Consider the following 16,538-nt stretch of genomic DNA (forward strand, 5'->3'; position numbering starts at 1 on the left):
TTCAGTAGTAGGCCAGGTGGGCCTGCCGGACCAGATCCTCATACAGGCGGGCATAGGGTTCCACGGCCTGGCACCAGTTGAACGGCTGGGTCATCGACAGGCAGCGCATGGCGTTGAGCAGGTCTTTCTTCTGGTACACATAGAAGGCGCGGGCAAGCGCTTCGCGGTAGCTTTCCACGGTCGATTCATCGAACAGGAAACCGGTGACACCGTTCTCGATGGTGTCGGCCAGCCCGCCGGTGTTGCGCGCCACCGGCAGCGAGCCGAAGCGCTGTGCATACATCTGGCTGAGGCCGCAGGGCTCGTAGCGCGATGGCATCAGCAGGAAGTCGCTGCCGGCGAACATGCGTCGTGCATCGGTTTCGTTGAAGCCGATGCGCACACCGATGCGCCCGGGGTGGCGCAGCGCCAGTTCGCGCATGGCCTGTTCTTCTTCCGGTTCGCCGCGGCCGATGATCGCGATCTGGCCACCTTGTTCGACGATGTAGTCGGCCACGCCCAGGGTCAGGTCCAGGCCCTTCTGGTAGACCAGGCGCGACACCACGGCGAACAGCGGCCCCTCGGACGGCTGCAGCTGGAACAGCTCGCGCACCTCGCGGGTATTGCGTGCCTTGCCTTCCCAGTCATTGATGCTGAAGTTGTGCTGCAGGTGCTTGTCGGTGGCCGAGTCCCAGCTTTCGTCGATGCCGTTGGGGATACCGCCCAGCAGGCCTTGCTGGGCCTTGCTGGCGAGGAAGCCATCCAGGCCGCAGCCGAATTCCGGGGTGGTGATTTCCTGGGCGTAGGTGGCGCTGACCGTGGTGATGTGGCTGGAGTAGGCAAGGCCGGCCTTGAGGAACGACAGCTTGCCGTAGAACTCCATGCCTTCCTGCTGCATGGCGTGGTCGGGGATCGCCAGTTCCGGGCTGCAGCCGCGGCTGTACACACCCTGGTAGGCCAGGTTGTGGATGGTGAACAGGGTCGGGGTGTTCAGGCCGCGCCAGTGCATGTAGGCAGGCGCCAGCCCGGCAGGCCAGTCGTGGGCGTGCACCAGTTCGGGCTTCCAGTGGATCATGCCCTCGCCAGCGGCGATTTCCGCCGCGGCCAGGCCCAGGCGGGCGAAGCGGATGTGGTTGTCCGGCCAGTCGCGGCCGTTGTCGGCAGCATAGGGGGTGCCAGCGCGCTGGTACAGCTCGGGGCAGATCAGCACATAGATGACCAGCCCGTCGGGCAGGTCCATGCGGCCGATCTTGCACGGCGGCAGGGCAGCATGGCCGCTCAGTTCGCCGACGATGTGGATGGGGTTGTCGCTCTCCACCACTTGCGGGTAGCCCGGAATCAGCACCCGTACGTCATGCAGATGCCCCAGCGCCCGCGGCAGGGCGGCAGAAACGTCGCCCAGGCCGCCGGTCTTCACCAGGTCGGCGATCTCCGAGGTGACGAACAGGATCTTGCGCTTGTTGGGGTTGTGCTGGCGGCGCTGGGCGCCGGGTGCCTTGCCTGTCGTGGCGAAATCCGGGGTGACCGATTCGCGATTGTCCGAGGTTAAGGTAGCTACGTGAGGCTCGACAGCGGCACTGATCATACTTCTCTCCGTCCCTATGCTTTGGTCGGGTGCTGGCACCCGTGGCGATATCTCGTGTTGGTTCTCTCTGATGCTGAATGCTGCGTAGTGCTTCCATGCCCCTGAGTCGTGCGCGCAGGCACAGCGCGATCGGCATTCCCGCCAAAAGCGATTGGACTGGTTGGGATGGGTGGGCCGAGCCAGGGAATGTCCCTTGCGTTTGGCCTACTTAGTTCCTGACCTGCCGGCTTTCCTGAAAGTTCGACTTTTTTTCGTCACTCTTCCGATGAGCAAATGGCGGGCCGAAACCCGAGTGTAGGAGAGAAAAAGGGGAAAAGGTGACCCGCTGGTCACTAAGCGCATGCGCCGAAATAGACGCAAACGTTGGCGTCCGTGAGCAAATGTGAGCCACCGGCCGGCGCGCGGCGTTACGGCTGCGCCATATTGTCGCCAGGACGGGTTTGTGCACCATGATGGTGCCTGGGCCGCACTGCTATTTTCGCAGGCTTGAAGGAATGGGGCAGGGGAAGGATCAGCAGGTGGGAGCCCTCAAGCCCCCACGGAGGATGGAAGAATCAGAGGCTGACAGCTGAATCGTCGGTGCGTGCCTGTGCCAGCAGCAGGTTCAGTTGGGCGACCTGCTGACGCAGCTGGTCACGTTCTTCCTTCAGTTTACGCAGCTCATCACGGCGCACGGAGACATAGAGGGTCTGGGTTGGAGTAGCAGGCATCAAGGTACCCATGAGCACACCTCGCGGTTTTGGCTGGTGACAAGTTAAAGCGTAGACGCTTCACGCGGGGCGCATTCTGAATTCTTTTGCAGGCCTTGGGAACTTTTTTGTTTATCGTGGTCGCGCCGTTCGTCGCTGAACCCACGAGCGGTTCGCTGGACTAACCTGAAGGCTGCACTGTGTTGTCATTCAATTCGCAAGGGGAGCATCGGCTCATGCAACTGGGAATCATCGGGCTGGGCCGCATGGGCGGCAATATCGCAAGGCGCCTGATGCGCGCCGGCCACCGTACCGTGGTGCACGACCGCAGCCGTGAAGCCATCAGCACTCTGGAGGGCGAGGGTGCCCAAGGGGCGCACGACCTCGGGGCGCTGGTGCAGAAGCTCAAGGCACCGCGCGCGGTATGGGTGATGCTGCCGGCCGGCGAGCCCACCGAGCAGACCATCGCGCAGCTGGCCGAGCTGCTGGAGCCGGGCGATGCGATCATCGACGGCGGCAATACCTTCTACAAGGACGATATGCGCCGGGCGGGCGAGCTGGCCAGGCGCGGGCTGCATTACCTGGACGTGGGCACCTCCGGCGGTGTGTGGGGCCTGGAGCGTGGCTACTGCATGATGATCGGTGGCGAAAAGGCCGTGTTCGAGCGCCTGGAACCGCTGTTCAAGGCGCTGGCCCCGGGCGTAGGTGACATCCCGCGTACCCATGGCCGCAGCGGCGAGCACCAGCGCGCCGAGCATGGCTACATCCATGCCGGCCCGCCGGGTGCCGGGCACTACGTGAAAATGGTGCACAACGGCATCGAATACGGCCTGATGCAGGCCTATGCCGAAGGCTTCGACCTGCTGCGCAGCAAGGGCGGCAACGAACTGCCCGAAGACCAGCGCTTTGACCTGGACGTGGCCGAAATCGCCGAAGTGTGGCGGCGTGGCAGCGTGGTCACCTCGTGGTTGCTCGACCTGACCGCCGATGCCTTGGTGGCCGACCCTCAGCTGGCGCAGTTCAGTGGCTCGGTGTCCGACAGCGGTGAAGGCCGCTGGACCATCGATGCCGCCGTCGAGCAGGCAGTGCCGGTGCCGGTGTTGTCCAGTGCCCTGTTCGCGCGTTTCCGCTCGCGCCAGCAGCAGGGCACCTACGGTGACAAGATCCTCTCGGCCATGCGCCTGGGCTTCGGTGGCCATATCGAGAAGAAAGGCGAATGACCAGACAGCACATTCCTGCCGCTCCACCCTGCACCCTGTTCCTGTTCGGCGCCAATGGCGACCTGGTCAAGCGCCTGCTGATGCCGGCGCTGTACAACCTCAGCCGCGACGGCCTGCTGGACCGCAACCTGCGCATTGTCGGCGTCGACCACAACCCGGCAACTGCCGATGAATTCGCCGAGCGCCTGCATGCGTTCATGGTCGAGCGTGATAAAGGCGGCGAGGGCAGCGCCAAAGGCCTGGACGAGAAACTGTGGGCGCGCTTGGCCAAGCGCCTGGACTACCAGACCGGTGACTTCCTCGACCCGGCCACCTACCAGGCCCTCGCCAGGCGCATCGACAAGACCAGCCATGGCAACGCCATCTTCTACCTGGCGACTTCGCCGCGGTTCTTCCCGGAGGTCGCCTTGCGCCTGGGGCAGGCCGGCTTGCTCGACGAATCCGCCGGGGGCTTTCGCCGCGTGGTGGTGGAAAAACCCTTCGGTACTGACCTGGCCAGCGCCGAAGCGCTCAATGCCTGCCTGCTGAAAGTGATGGGCGAGCGGCAGATCTACCGCATCGACCATTACCTGGGCAAGGAGACGGTGCAGAACATTCTGGTCAGCCGTTTGTCCAACGGCCTGTTCGAGTCGTTCTGGAACAACCACTACATCGACCATGTGCAGATCACCGCCGCGGAAACCGTCGGTGTCGAGACCCGCGGTGCTTTTTATGACAGCACCGGGGCGCTGCGCGACATGGTGCCCAACCACCTGTTCCAGTTGCTGGCGATGGTGGCCATGGAGCCCCCGGCGGCATTCGCCGCCGATGCCGTGCGCAGCGAGAAGGCCAAGGTGATCGGCGCGATTCGCCCGTGGTCGCCGAAGATGGCCCTCAAGCATTCCGTCCGCGGCCAGTACCGCGCCGGCAAGCACGGGCGCAAGCAGTTGCCCGGTTACCGCCAGGAGGCCAACGTCGCCCCCGACAGCCACACCGAAACCTACGTGGCGCTGAAGGTGATGATCGACAACTGGCGCTGGGCCGGCGTGCCGTTCTACTTGCGCACCGGCAAGCGCATGAGCGTGCGCGACACCGAAATCGCCATCTGCTTCAAGCCCGCGCCGTATGCGCAATTCCGCGAGTCGGAGCTGGAGCGGCCCAAGCCCAATTACCTGAAAATCCAGATCCAGCCCAACGAAGGCATGTGGTTCGACCTGCAGGCCAAGCGCCCCGGGCCGGAGCTGGTGATGGAGAACGTGGAACTGGGCTTTGCCTACAAGGACTTCTTCAAGATGACCCCGGCGACCGGCTACGAGACGTTGATCTATGACTGCCTGACCGGTGACCAGACGCTGTTCCAGCGCGCCGACAACATCGAGAACGGCTGGCGGGCGGTGCAGCCGTTCCTTGACGCCTGGGCCCAGGGCGGCGAGGTGCATGAGTACCCGGCCGGTGAAGACGGGCCCGAGGCCGGCAATGAATTGCTGGCGCGGGACAAACGCGAGTGGCACCGGTTGGGGTGAGTTTTCTGTATGGCCTGTGCCGGCCTCTTCGCAGGCGAGCCCGCACAGAGGCTGACACAGGCAACCACACGAAGGAGCCGCAATGCCTGCCCACATCGAAGACTACGCCTTGCTGGGCAACTGCCGCAGCGCCGCCCTGGTCAGCCGCGATGGTTCGCTCGACTGGCTGTGCCTGCCACGCTTCGACGCCCCGGCAGTGTTCGCCGCCTTGCTGGGCAACGAAGAAAATGGCCGTTGGCGCCTGGCCCCCAGCGACCCGGTAGAGCACAGCAACCGTCGTTACCTGGACGACACCCTGGTGCTGGAGACCACCTGGGCCACTGCCACCGGCCGCGCCCGCGTGCTCGACTTCATGCCACTGGGCGAGGTCAACTCGGTGGTGCGCATCGTCGAAGGCCTGACGGGTGAAACCAACTTCGAGATGGACCTGGTGGTGCGCTTCGACTATGGCCGCAGCGTACCCTGGGTGGAGCGTGTGGCACCGCTCACGCTCAGCGCCGTGGCCGGGCCTGATCGCCTGATCCTGGAGGCGACGGTGGCGCCGCAAGCGCGTGACCACCACACCGTGGCCCGTTTCCGGGTCGGCGCGGGCCAGCGGCAGGTGTTCAGCCTGCGTCACCAGCCATCGCACCTGCCGGTGCAACCGGACTGCGACATCGACGATGCCCTGAAAAACACCATCGACCAGTGGCAGGCGTTCGCGGCACGCTGCCCCGAGGTAGGCCCCTACAGTGCCCTGGTGCGCCGCTCGCTGCTGACCCTCAAAGCGATGACCTACGCCCCCACCGGCGGCATCGTCGCGGCGGTCACCAGCTCGCTGCCCGAGCGCATCGGCCACGAACGCAACTGGGACTACCGCTTCTGCTGGCTGCGCGACGCCACCATGACCCTGCTGGCGTTCATGAACCTGGGCTACTTCGACGAAGCCCAGGCCTGGCGTGAATGGCTGCTGCGCTCGGTGGCCGGCAACCCCGAACAGATGCAGATCATGTATGGCCTGGCCGGTGAGCGCGACCTGCAGGAATACACCCTGCCGTGGCTGGCCGGCTACGAGCACTCGCAGCCGGTGCGCGTGGGCAATGCGGCGTCGACGCAGACGCAGCTCGACATCTACGGTGAACTCGCCGATGCCATGGCCCAGGCAATCAAGGGCGGCTTGCCGCGCCACCCACGCAGCGCCGCCATCGCCCGGCTGATCCTGCCTTACCTTGAACGCATCTGGCGCGAGCCGGACGAAGGCATCTGGGAAGTGCGCGGTGGCCGCCAGCAGTTCGTGCATTCCAAGGTCATGGCCTGGGTGGCCTTCGACCGTGCCGCGGGGCTGGCCGACACCACCGAAGAAGGCCGCGAGCGTGGCCAGCATTATCGCCAGGTGGCTGAGCAGATTCGCCGCGAAGTGTGCGAGCAGGGCCTGGACGCCAGCGGCCAGTTCTTTGTCCAGGCCTATGGCTCGAGCGAAATGGACGCCAGCTTGTTGCAGATCGCCCTGACCGGTTTCCTGCCGGTGGATGACCCGCGCTTCTTGCGCACCCTGGAGCAGATCGAACAGCGCCTGCTGAAGCATGGCCTGCTGCTGCGCTACGACAGCGACAGCTGCAGCGATGGCCTCACGCCCGGCGAGGGCACCTTCCTGGTGTGTTCGTTCTGGCTGGCCGATGTGTATGTGCTGCTGGGCCGCCAGGCCGAGGCCCAGACCCTGTATCAACGCCTGACCGGCCTGTGCAACGACCTCGGCCTTTTGGCCGAGCAGTACGACCCGGTTGGCCAGCGCATGCTCGGCAACTTTCCGCAGGCATTCAGCCATATCGGCATCATCAATACCGCGCTGAACCTGCACCGGGCCCAGTGCCCGGTACGGGACCGGGCGACCCGGCGTTGAACTACAGGCGACTGGCATGCAGCTGCCGGGTGGCTAGAGCAGACCCCAACTTTTCAGAAAGAACCGTGTCATACCGGCAAAAGGGCGGTCTGCATCGGCCTGGGTTCGGATCCGCAGCAGGAAATCACGCTGGCGCTCGGCAGCAAAGTTACCTTCCTGAAAAAGCAATACCAGCGTCTCTAGCGTTTCGTAGGCATTCCAGCGCAGGCGCAGCAATTCCTGGCGGTTCAACCCGAGCACGTCCTCTGCAGCCTTCACCGCTCTGCTGGATTGACTGGATCCGGTTATGCCAACCAACCAGACTTCGCGTGTTTCCGGGATGGCTTTCCAGGCAAAGAACTGTTCAGGGTCGGCGACGTAGGGGTTGATGAGTTCAGCATCTTCCTTGGCGTAGAGCTGGGCCACTGCAGCATCCGTGGTGGTGACTGGGTCGGGGCAAATAGTCTGCAACAAGGATTTCAGCTCTGCGCCGTCGCTGGGTAGGGTCAACGGCACTGTAGGCGGCGCGAGCCTTGGGCCCTGCACCGGGAACGTATCGCCTTTATAGGTCTGGTTGCAGATCTGGCAGCTGAACGTGTAGTTGTCGTAGCAGTACGCCAGCCACCAGTACTGGCTTTTGGGTCGAAAGTGTTCGACGTCGCCATGCGCTACCACGCCAGTGTCCGCTTCACAGTAGATGCACTTGTTGCAGGACTCGACCTTGAGTTGCGGCTTGGCGCGGCCCCAGACTTGACGGTTCTTCAGTCTGAAATTGACCGTTCCCGTATGGCCGTCGTCCTGGTAGTACTGCACCAGGTTGTTGAGTTTGGTTTCCAGCTGAGTCCCGGTAAAGCCCTTCAGTTTTGCGGCAGAGCGAGTGCGCGAAACCTTGATCATGGCTCGCTCTCTAGGTTTTTTGTGATGGCGGTGAGTTTGTCTGGCGATATCTTGGTTTTGCGCTTGTTTTCGAGCAGTGCAGATTTGAGGCTGAGGATCAACTCGGCTTGCTCTTTCGCATAGTGCGGCATGACGTCCCATTCGGGGGCATCGTTCAAGATTGCCTGCAGCGCTTTCATTTGCGCTGCTTCTTGCTTGTTGAGCGACTCTTTAAGGCAGAGTTCTCTGACTGCGTTGCGAGCCTTTTCGATTTCGACTGATTCCAGCGAGTCCAAACCGAACATAGGGCTCATCAGCAGTTGATGAAGCATCATCTTGCGCGGTTCACCGATGAACGGAACCAGGGTCGGCGTTGCCTCTGCACCTTCCCTTCGGATGACATAGAGCTCACCTTCACCGCTCTGCTGTGCCGTGAGTGCCGAGTGCGTGGTCGCAATGAACTGGAAGTTCGGCAAGGTGCTGGAGAGAAAATCAACCAGATGGCGCCGCCACACCGGATGCAGGTGCAGATCGATTTCGTCGATCAGCAGCACCCCGCGCGTGCTGAGGGGGTTCTTGCGGTCGGGAAAGGTTTCGGTAATTCGGTACAGTAGGTCGCCACACCAGGCGGCCATGTTCTGGTAGCCGTCGGAAAGCTGGTTGAGTGGTATTTCGCCATCCACCGTGTTGAAAATGATCTGCCGCGTGGCCCGATCGATTCGCGAGAACTGCATGCCGGGTAAAAGCTTGTCCAGCGCTTCGTTGATCGCGCCCATCATCGACGACAGGCCTTTTCGGTAATCGAGGTCCATCACCCACTGTTCAAGTGACACCAGGCTGGCGTCTGGCGAAAACATTGTCGCCATACCTTGCGCCCGTGGCACGCGTGAGCGTTCATCGGGGAACGTGGCGCGCATGTTGATCACCGGTGGCCGACGGGAAACACCGTAGGCCAGGACAAAGTAGTTGCGATCAGCTTTGGCAATCGCGGCATCCAGCGCTTCCAGCGAGTCATGGTTGTTCGCAAAGATCTTGCGGATCCCGTCACCACGGTTGATTTCCAGCGCAATCTCTCGGGTTTCGCCCTTGGCGGTAACCAGTGTTCCTTCTATGCGGCATTTCTTCGCGCCATTGCTGATCCACGCATCAGGGTCACCGAGCAGTTCAGGAAGGGCATCGCTGCCTGCCAGCAGCAATGCAATGGCTCGCAGCACCGAGCTTTTGCCGCAGCCGTTTTCTCCGAGTAGCAAGGTCCAGCGACGCGTTCCGCCGGCACTGGCATGGAAGTCCAGGTCCAAGGACTTGATCGATCGGACATCGCGCAACGCGATTCGCACCAGGTACATCGTGAGGTCCTTCCAGTTCTGTAGGCGTATCAGTCATCCTGAAAGGCGACTGTCTGTTGGCGAGGGGGCTTGGGCAATGATCAACGTCATGCCTGTCAGCAATCATGGTGGCGCACATTTTAGCAGTTGCGAGAAGCTACCCGAACCGAGTATCAAGGCTATTCACACAGAGCCTAGGCTCTGTGTGAATAGCCTTGATACTTGTTCATGCTGCGTTGAAAACAGCCTCGGAATGCTCATGTACTCCAGTACACTCCGCTTCCTCGGCTGTTTTCGCCTTGCCTGACCTGCGTCTCAAGACTTTTCGTACAGAGCCTAGCGCAAACACCATTCGGCACGGAGCACCCATGGGTATTCGCGGTACAGATCGGCAGATCGGCAACATCGAGTTCAATGTCAGCGTCATCGATCCGGACGGCTACGAACTGGCGGTGTGGACGGCGCAAGCCTGATGGCCAACCACAAGATCGAAATCCGCCGGCGCAATATCGGCAAGATCCTGCAGGCGGCGGAAAAGGTATTTGCCGAAAAGGGCTACGGCGCCACCTCGATGGGCGATATCGCCGAGCAGGCCGAGTTGCCGCGTTCCAACCTGCACTATTATTTCAGCACCAAGGACGACCTGTTCCGCGCGGTGTTGCAGGATCTGCTGGAGGTGTGGAAACAGGACGCGCTGTGCTTCGAGAACTTCGACGACCCGCGCGTGGTATTGACCAGTTATATCCGCGCCAAGATGGGCCATTCACGCTCACGCCCGCTGGGTTCGAAGATCTGGGCCGAGGAGATGCTGCACGGGGCACCGGTGCTGGGGGCGGACCTGGCGGAAAGCCTGGTGCCCTGGGCCAAACTGAAGGAGGCCAAGATCCGTCGCTGGGTAGAAGAGGGGCGCATTTTGGCGGTGGAGCCTTCGGCGCTGCTGTACATGATCTGGGCCTCGACCCAGCACTATGCCGACTTTGGTTACCAGGTCGAGCTGCTCAATGGTGGCGAGGCGTTGTCGGACATGGCGTTCGAGAATGCGGTGCAGACGGTGACTTGCGTGATTCTGCGGGGGATCGGGCTGGAGCCTTGATGGGCAAAGCCTGGTTTGCGCCGGCCGTGTAGGAGCGGCCTTGTGTCGCGAAAGGGCCGCAGAGCGGCCCCGTCGATTTACGCATCGTTAGATGAATGCGGGGCCGCTTCGCGGCCCTTTCGCGACACAAGGCTGCTCCTACAGGTACGGCGCCAACTGTAGGAGCGGATTTATCCGCGATGCAGGCGACGCGTTGGCTGGCACCGGCTATGCCGGTGATCGCGGCTGAAGCCGCTGCTACACTGATTGCGTCAGTCGGTCGGGTAGTAATCCGCTTCAACTGGCCTCGCGGTAGGGGTTGCGTGGGTCCTGCGTCCAGTTCAGGTACGGCTTGCCGGTATCCTGCGCCACCATGTCGATGCAGCCTTCCACCGGGCAGGTGATCTGGCACAGGTTGCAACCCACGCATTCCTCCTCCACCACGCTGTAGGCATGCGTGCCATCTGCCTTCAGCGTGCTGGCAATGGCCTGGTGCGAGGTGTCCTCGCAGGCAATATGGCAGCGCCCGCAGCCGATGCATGCCTGTTGGTCGATGTGCGCCACCGACTTGTAGTTCATGTCCAGGTACTTCCAGTCGGTGGTATGCGCCACCGCCTGGCCGCGGAACGCCTCGAGGTTGCGATGCCCATGCTGGTCCATCCAGCGTGCCAGGCCGTCCTTCATGTCTTCGACGATGCGGAAGCCATGCAACATCGCCGCCGTGCACACCTGCACGGCACCACTGCCCAGGGCCATGAATTCGGCGGCGTCGCGCCAGTTGCCGATACCGCCGATGCCGCAGATCGGCAAGCCAAGGGTCTGTGGGTCGCGGGCGATTTCCGCCACCATGTTCAGGGCGATCGGCTTGACTGCCGAACCGCAGTAGCCGCCATGGGTGCTCTGGTCGCCGACGATGGGGTGGGCGACCATGCGCTCCAGGTCGACACTGGTGATCGAGTTGATGGTGTTGATCAACGACACCGCATCGGCCCCGCCACGGTGCGCGGCGCGGGCCGACTGGCGGATGTCGGTGATATTCGGCGTGAGCTTGACGATCACTGGCAGCGCGCAATACGTCTTGCACCAGCGGGTGACCATCTCCACGTACTCCGGCACCTGGCCCACCGCCGCGCCCATGCCACGCTCCGGCATGCCGTGCGGGCAGCCGAAATTCAGCTCGATGCCGTCGGCACCGGTGGCTTCCACCAGCGGCAGGATGAACTTCCATGACTCTTCCACGCACGGCACCATCAGCGACACGATCAGCGCACGGTCGGGCCAGTCCTTCTTCACCTGGGTGATTTCGCGCAGGTTGATCTCCAGCGAACGGTCGGTGATCAGCTCGATGTTGTTGATGCCTTGCACTTGACGATTCGGGCCATAGTGCGCCGAGTAGCGCGACGACACGTTGACCGCCGCCGGGTCCTCGCCGAGGGTCTTCCACACCACGCCGCCCCAGCCGGCCTCGAAGGCGCGCACGACGTTGTAGGCCTTGTCGGTTGGCGGTGCGGAGGCCAGCCAGAATGGGTTGGGTGCCTTGATACCGGCAAATTCGATCGACAGGTCGGCCATTTATGCTGCCTCCACATTGAGCATGAGTTGGGCATGGATGGCTTCGGCGGCCAGCTTGCCGTGTTGTACGGCCTGGACGGTCAGGTCCTGGCCCAGGGCGGTGCAGTCGCCACCGGCGTAAATGCCCGGCAGGCTGGTCTGCATGTTTGCATCGACCCGAATGCGCTCGCCGTCGCGGGCCAGTTGCGTCGCCAGCGGGTCGCCGAGGCTGCTGTCGTCGAAGCGTTGGCCGATGGCCTTGAAGATGGCATCGGCGGCCAGCTCGAAGGTTTCGCCGCTGTCGCGCAGGCGGCCGTCAGCCAGCTCGGTGCGGGCAAAGCGCATGCCGCGCACCTTGCCGCTGGCATCCAGCAGCACGGCATCGGGGCGCGCCCAGGTATGCAGGCGTACCTGGTTGGCCTTGGCGATGTCCTGTTCGTGCTCGGTGGCGCCCATGTCAGCGTGGCCGCGGCGGTACACCAGGTTGACATCGCGGGCGCCCAGGCGGCTCATTTGCACCGCCATGTCGATCGCGGTGTTGCCGGCACCGATCACCAGGCAGCGGTCGGCCAGTGGCAGTTGGCTCAGGTCATCGGCCTGGCGCAGCTCGCGGATGTATTCGGTGGCGGCGAGCAGGCCGGGGGCTTCTTCAGCGGCCAGGCCCAGCTGGCGCACGGCATTCAGGCCGAGGCCGAGGAACACCGCGTCATACTGGTCGCGCAGCTCGCCCAGGCTGAGGTTGCCACCCAGGCGCTGGCCGTGCCGAATCTCGATGCCGCCGATGCCCAGCAGGAACGCCACTTCACGCTGGGCGAAGTCATCCACCAGCTTGTAGCGGGCGATACCGTACTCGTTCAGGCCACCGGCCTTGTCGCAGGCTTCGAACACCACCACGTCATGCCCGTGCATGGCCAGGCGATGGGCGCAGGCCAGCCCGGCCGGGCCAGCGCCGACCACGGCGATGCGCTTGCCGGTGGCTGGCGAGCGCTGGAACGGGTGCGCGGTGAACTGCGCATTGTCCAGGGCATAGCGCTGCAGTTGGCCGATCAGCACGGGGGCGCATTCCTGCGCATTGTTGCGCACGCAGGCTTGCTGGCAGAGGATTTCGGTGGGGCAGACGCGGGCGCAGCTGCCGCCGAGGATGTTGGCCGAAAGGATGCGTTCGGCGGCGCCTTGCAGGTTGTCGTCACTGATGCGATGGATGAACGACGGGATGTCGATTTCGCTGGGGCAGGCGTTGACGCAGGGCGCGTCGTAACAGTACAGGCAGCGCGCGCTTTCGACGGCGGCCTGGCGCGGGGTGAGGGGTGGGGCCAGGTCGCTGAAGCGCTCGGCCAGCTGGTCGGCACCGGCCCGGGGGCGCGGCAAGTGGTTCAGGGCGTCGATCACGGTTGTAGCCTCTCTATTTTTTTTGGATGCAGGCAACAAGGATTGCAGTGGTTTCCTGGGCCGCTGCGCGTCCCATCGCGACACTAGGCCGCTCCTGCAAGGAACCGCGTACTCGTGTAGGAGCGGCCTTGTGTCGCGATGGGCTGCGCAGCAGCCCCAATGGCTTCAGCGCTGCACGGGCGTCGGCCGCTGCACTTCGGCCCTGCGCTCGAGCACCTCATACACCGACGGATACGCCGGCCGTTCCACATAGCGCCCCGCGCCCGCTTCTGCGCGCAGGTCGCCATCAGCCCAGCGCAGCTTGCCCTGGCTGATGGTGTGGCTGGGAATGCCGCGCACAGTGCGGCCCTCGAAGATGTTGAAGTCCACCTGCTGATGGTGGGTCTTGGCCGAGATGGTGCGGGTACCTTGCGGGTCCCACAGCACCAGGTCGGCGTCGGCGCCAACGCGAATGGCACCTTTGCGCGGGAACAGGTTGAAGATCTTTGCCGTGTTGGTGGAGGTCAGCGCGACGAACTCATGCATCGACAGGCGCCCGCTGTTGACCCCGGCATCCCACAGCACCGCCATGCGGTCCTCGATGCCAGCCGTACCATTGGGGATCCGGCTGAAATCATCCCGGCCCATGGCTTTCTGCTCGGCGCAGAAACAGCAGTGGTCAGTGGCGGTGGTGTGCAGGTTGCCCGACTGCAGGCCGCGCCACAGCGCTTCCTGATGTTCGCGCGGGCGGAACGGCGGGCTCATCACATAGCCTGCGGCGGTGGCCCAGTCCGGGTCGCGGTAGACGCTGTCATCCAGCAGCAGGTGGCCGGGCAGCACCTCGCCATAGACCGGCTGGCCCTTGCCGCGGGCATAGGCGATTTCATCCAGCGCTTCGCGGCTGGAAACGTGCACCAGGTACAGCGGTGTACCGAGGGTTTCGGCAATGCGGATGGCGCGGCTGGCGGCCTCGCCCTCGACTTGCGAGGGGCGCGACAACGGGTGCGCTTCCGGCCCGGTCAGGCCCTGGGCCAGCAGTTTTTTCTGCAGGTGGTACACCAGCTCGCCGTTCTCGGCATGCACGGTGGGCACCGCACCCAGTTGCAGGCAGCGCTCGAAGCTGGCCACCAGGGTGTCGTCGGCGGCCATGATGGCGTTCTTGTAGGCCATGAAGTGCTTGAAGCTGTTCACCCCATGCTTGGCAACCAGTTCGCCCATCTCTTCGGCCACCTGCTCGCTCCACCAGGTGATGGCCACATGGAAGCCATAGTCGCTGGCGCTTTTCTGCGCCCAGCCACGCCAGGTGTGGTAAGCCTCCAGCAACGATTGCTGCGGGTTGGGGATGACGAAGTCGATGATCGAGGTGGTGCCCCCGGCCAGGCCGGCGGCGGTGCCGCTGAAGAAGTCCTCGCTGGCCACGGTGCCCATGAACGGCAACTGCATGTGCGTGTGCGGGTCGATACCGCCGGGCATCAGGTAACGGCCGCTGCCGTCGAGGATTTCGCAGCCGGTGGGCGGTTCGAGGTTCTGACCGATGGCGCGGATCAGGCCATCGGCACACAGGACATCGGCGGGGTAACTTTCTTCGTGGGTGACCACGGTGGCGCCACGGATCAACAGGGACATGCCGTCTTCCTCGCAGGCTGACCGGTCTGGGCCGGTTCTTGGAATTGTCAGGGGCAGGCGAGCAGGGCGGTTAATCCTGTCATGCCTGACAAGATTCGAGGCTAGATGCAGATCCTGGATTCGGCAAGAAAATTTTCCCATGAATTTCATGGTTTTTAACTCACTGAAAATAAACGATTAATTCATATTGTCGTGCTGGCGGCGGGGCTTTCGGGAAGGTTGTCTGACTTGACAAGATGAAAAACTGGTCGAGATTTTCAAGCACATAAAGCGTGTACTCCGGCCGTCGGATCGACCCGATGAGCGAAGAACTAGAAGAACATCTGGAGAAGCCTCCCATGCAGCAGAGCAGATCGGAAGTGGTCGAGCAGGATGGCCTGTTCGAGCTGGCCGAGGGCAGCGATGTCCTCGACAGCCCACGCTACAACCACGATATCGCCCCGACCAAGGTGCACCAGCGCACCTGGAACAAATGGCACATCACCGCCCTGTGGGTGGGCATGTCCATCTGCGTACCCACCTACACCCTCGGCGGCGTGCTCACCGCCTACTTCGGCCTCAGCGTGGGCGAGGCCTTGCTGGCGATCCTGCTGGCCAACCTGATCGTGCTGATCCCGCTCACCCTCAACGCCTTTCCCGGCACCAAGTACGGCATCCCGTTCCCGGTGCTGCTGCGCTCGTCGTTCGGCATCCTCGGCTCCAACGTACCGTGCCTGATCCGGGCAGTGGTCGCCTGTGGCTGGTTCGGCATCCAGACCCTGTTCGGTGGCCTGGCCATCCACCTGTTCCTTGGCTCGGTGTTCGACGGCTGGAAGGCCTTGGGCGGTACCGGCGAGGTGATCGGCTTCATGCTCTTCTGGTGCCTGAACCTGTGGGTAGTGCTGCGCGGCGCCGAGTCGATCAAATGGCTGGAAACGCTGTCGGCACCGCTGCTGGTGGCGGTGGGCGTCGGCCTGCTGTTCTGGGCCCTGCCGCACATGTCGATGACCGAGTTGCTGGCCCAGCCGGCCAAGCGCCCGGCCGACGCGAACGTGCTCGGCTACTTCTGCGCCGGGCTCACCGCCATGGTCGGCTTCTGGGCCACGCTGTCGCTGAACATCCCCGACTTCAGCCGCTACGCCCGCAGCCAGAAGGACCAGATTCTCGGGCAGATCTTCGGCCTGCCGCTGACCATGTTCCTGTTCGCCGCCCTGGGCGTGGTGCTGACCGCCGCCTCGGCGTCGCTGGTAGGCGAGACCGTGGCCGACCCGGTCAGCCTGATCGGCAAGATCCACAGCCCGTTCTGGGTGGCCCTGGCCATGGCCTTGATCGTCATCGCCACGCTGTCGACCAACACCGCAGCGAACATCGTGTCGCCGACCAACGACTTCCAGAACATCGCCCCGCGCCTGATCGGGCGCAGCCGCGCGGTGTGGCTGACCGGCTTCATCGGCCTGGCGCTGATGGGCCATGAGTTGCTCAAGAAGCTGGGCTGGATCGTTTCCGACCTGAGCCTGGAGAGCGTGTACTCCAACTGGTTGCTGGGCTACTCCAGCCTGCTCGGGCCGATCGCCGGGATCATGGTGGTGGACTACTTCCTGGTCCGCCGGCAGCAGCTGGACCTGGCCGGGTTGTACCGCGACGACGTGTACCCGGCCTGGAACTGGGCTGGTTTTGCCGCCTTTGCGTTGCCGGTCGCGTTGACGGTGATGGCCATCGGCAACAGCAGCTTCAGCTGGTTCTACGACTATGGCTGGTTCACCGGCTCGCTGTTGGGAGGGGGGCTGTATTACCTGTTCGCCGGGGTGCTGGCGCGCAGCCCGGCGCGGGTGGCCAAGCCTTTGCCGTGAGGCCGCGTCTGCTGCTTCGCGGGCATGCCCGCGATCAGGCCGGCACAGACAACAACAA

The 16,538-nt window shown here is 63.5% G+C and carries 12 protein-coding genes; 5 read left to right on the plus strand and 7 right to left on the minus strand.

Annotation, left to right across the window (positions count from 1 at the left end; genetic code table 11):
• Position 1: 1 nt before the first annotated feature.
• Positions 2-1,564 carry a glycogen synthase GlgA gene (gene glgA, locus JKP78_RS23010; RefSeq protein ID WP_200627737.1) on the minus strand — a complete coding sequence of 521 codons (1,563 nt, stop codon included), beginning with the start codon at positions 1,562-1,564 and terminating at the stop codon, positions 2-4.
• A gap of 554 nt (positions 1,565-2,118) precedes the next feature.
• On the minus strand, positions 2,119-2,286 hold the full coding sequence (locus JKP78_RS23015; protein ID WP_186686946.1) for a DUF6026 family protein: 168 nt from the start codon (positions 2,284-2,286) through the stop codon (positions 2,119-2,121).
• A 203-nt stretch (positions 2,287-2,489) separates the two neighbouring features.
• On the opposite strand from JKP78_RS23015, the gene gnd reads away from it, so the two are divergent.
• The 3 genes from gnd (at position 2,490) to JKP78_RS23030 (ending at position 6,854) form a co-directional block, all read left to right on the plus strand.
• A complete protein-coding gene (gnd, locus tag JKP78_RS23020; protein ID WP_200627738.1) occupies positions 2,490-3,473 on the plus strand; it encodes a phosphogluconate dehydrogenase (NAD(+)-dependent, decarboxylating) in 984 nt (327 codons plus the stop codon).
• A complete protein-coding gene (zwf, locus tag JKP78_RS23025; RefSeq protein ID WP_200627739.1) occupies positions 3,470-4,975 on the plus strand; it encodes a glucose-6-phosphate dehydrogenase in 1,506 nt (501 codons plus the stop codon). The genes gnd and zwf overlap by 4 nt, the downstream gene beginning before the upstream one ends.
• An 82-nt stretch (positions 4,976-5,057) precedes the next feature.
• Positions 5,058-6,854 (plus strand): glycoside hydrolase family 15 protein, encoded by a 1,797-nt coding sequence (locus JKP78_RS23030; RefSeq protein WP_200627740.1) that lies wholly within the window; start codon positions 5,058-5,060, stop codon positions 6,852-6,854.
• A 33-nt stretch (positions 6,855-6,887) separates the two neighbouring features.
• Here JKP78_RS23030 and JKP78_RS23035 read toward each other — a convergent pair whose 3' ends face one another.
• A complete protein-coding gene (locus tag JKP78_RS23035) occupies positions 6,888-7,730 on the minus strand; it encodes a hypothetical protein (protein ID WP_200627741.1) in 843 nt (280 codons plus the stop codon).
• Positions 7,727-9,055 carry an AAA family ATPase gene (locus tag JKP78_RS23040; protein ID WP_200627742.1) on the minus strand — a complete coding sequence of 443 codons (1,329 nt, stop codon included), beginning with the start codon at positions 9,053-9,055 and terminating at the stop codon, positions 7,727-7,729. Before JKP78_RS23040 ends, JKP78_RS23035 begins: the two co-directional genes overlap by 4 nt.
• A 451-nt stretch (positions 9,056-9,506) precedes the next feature.
• Here JKP78_RS23040 and JKP78_RS23045 point away from each other — a divergent pair, with 451 nt between their 5' ends.
• The gene (locus JKP78_RS23045) at positions 9,507-10,127 is read left to right on the plus strand and encodes a TetR/AcrR family transcriptional regulator (RefSeq protein WP_170030615.1); all 621 of its coding nucleotides are present in this window, start codon (positions 9,507-9,509) and stop codon (positions 10,125-10,127) included.
• Positions 10,128-10,403: 276 nt separating this feature from the next.
• On the opposite strand, the gene preA is transcribed toward JKP78_RS23045, so the two are convergent.
• The 3 genes from preA to hydA form a co-directional block, all read right to left on the minus strand.
• A complete protein-coding gene (preA, locus tag JKP78_RS23050; protein WP_200627743.1) occupies positions 10,404-11,678 on the minus strand; it encodes an NAD-dependent dihydropyrimidine dehydrogenase subunit PreA in 1,275 nt (424 codons plus the stop codon).
• Entirely contained in the window at positions 11,679-13,046 is a 1,368-nt protein-coding gene (locus JKP78_RS23055; protein WP_200627744.1) for an NAD(P)-dependent oxidoreductase, read from the minus strand. It lies immediately after the preceding gene.
• A gap of 165 nt (positions 13,047-13,211) precedes the next feature.
• Positions 13,212-14,651, minus strand: a complete 1,440-nt coding sequence (hydA, locus tag JKP78_RS23060) for a dihydropyrimidinase (RefSeq protein ID WP_170030610.1) — start codon at positions 14,649-14,651, stop codon at positions 13,212-13,214.
• Positions 14,652-14,989: 338 nt separating this feature from the next.
• Here hydA and JKP78_RS23065 point away from each other — a divergent pair, with 338 nt between their 5' ends.
• Positions 14,990-16,480 carry an NCS1 family nucleobase:cation symporter-1 gene (locus JKP78_RS23065; protein WP_186687158.1) on the plus strand — a complete coding sequence of 497 codons (1,491 nt, stop codon included), beginning with the start codon at positions 14,990-14,992 and terminating at the stop codon, positions 16,478-16,480.
• The last annotated feature ends 58 nt before the right edge of the window (positions 16,481-16,538 follow it).

Source organism: Pseudomonas sp. LAM2023, assembly GCF_016620375.1.
Classification (GTDB): Bacteria; Pseudomonadota; Gammaproteobacteria; order Pseudomonadales; family Pseudomonadaceae; genus Aquipseudomonas; species Aquipseudomonas anuradhapurensis.

What these genes read in the sequence shown, in the direction of transcription:
- glgA (WP_200627737.1), bottom strand. Translation starts at nt 1,564, where the DNA reads ATGATCAGTGCCGCTGTCGAGCCTCACGTAGCTACCTTAACCTCGGAC.
- JKP78_RS23045 (WP_170030615.1), top strand. Translation starts at nt 9,507, where the DNA reads ATGGCCAACCACAAGATCGAAATCCGCCGGCGCAATATCGGCAAGATC.
- preA (WP_200627743.1), bottom strand. Translation starts at nt 11,678, where the DNA reads ATGGCCGACCTGTCGATCGAATTTGCCGGTATCAAGGCACCCAACCCA.
- zwf (WP_200627739.1), top strand. Translation starts at nt 3,470, where the DNA reads ATGACCAGACAGCACATTCCTGCCGCTCCACCCTGCACCCTGTTCCTG.
- JKP78_RS23040 (WP_200627742.1), bottom strand. Translation starts at nt 9,055, where the DNA reads ATGTACCTGGTGCGAATCGCGTTGCGCGATGTCCGATCGATCAAGTCC.
- JKP78_RS23065 (WP_186687158.1), top strand. Translation starts at nt 14,990, where the DNA reads ATGCAGCAGAGCAGATCGGAAGTGGTCGAGCAGGATGGCCTGTTCGAG.
- JKP78_RS23035 (WP_200627741.1), bottom strand. Translation starts at nt 7,730, where the DNA reads ATGATCAAGGTTTCGCGCACTCGCTCTGCCGCAAAACTGAAGGGCTTT.
- JKP78_RS23015 (WP_186686946.1), bottom strand. Translation starts at nt 2,286, where the DNA reads ATGGGTACCTTGATGCCTGCTACTCCAACCCAGACCCTCTATGTCTCC.
- JKP78_RS23030 (WP_200627740.1), top strand. Translation starts at nt 5,058, where the DNA reads ATGCCTGCCCACATCGAAGACTACGCCTTGCTGGGCAACTGCCGCAGC.
- hydA (WP_170030610.1), bottom strand. Translation starts at nt 14,651, where the DNA reads ATGTCCCTGTTGATCCGTGGCGCCACCGTGGTCACCCACGAAGAAAGT.
- gnd (WP_200627738.1), top strand. Translation starts at nt 2,490, where the DNA reads ATGCAACTGGGAATCATCGGGCTGGGCCGCATGGGCGGCAATATCGCA.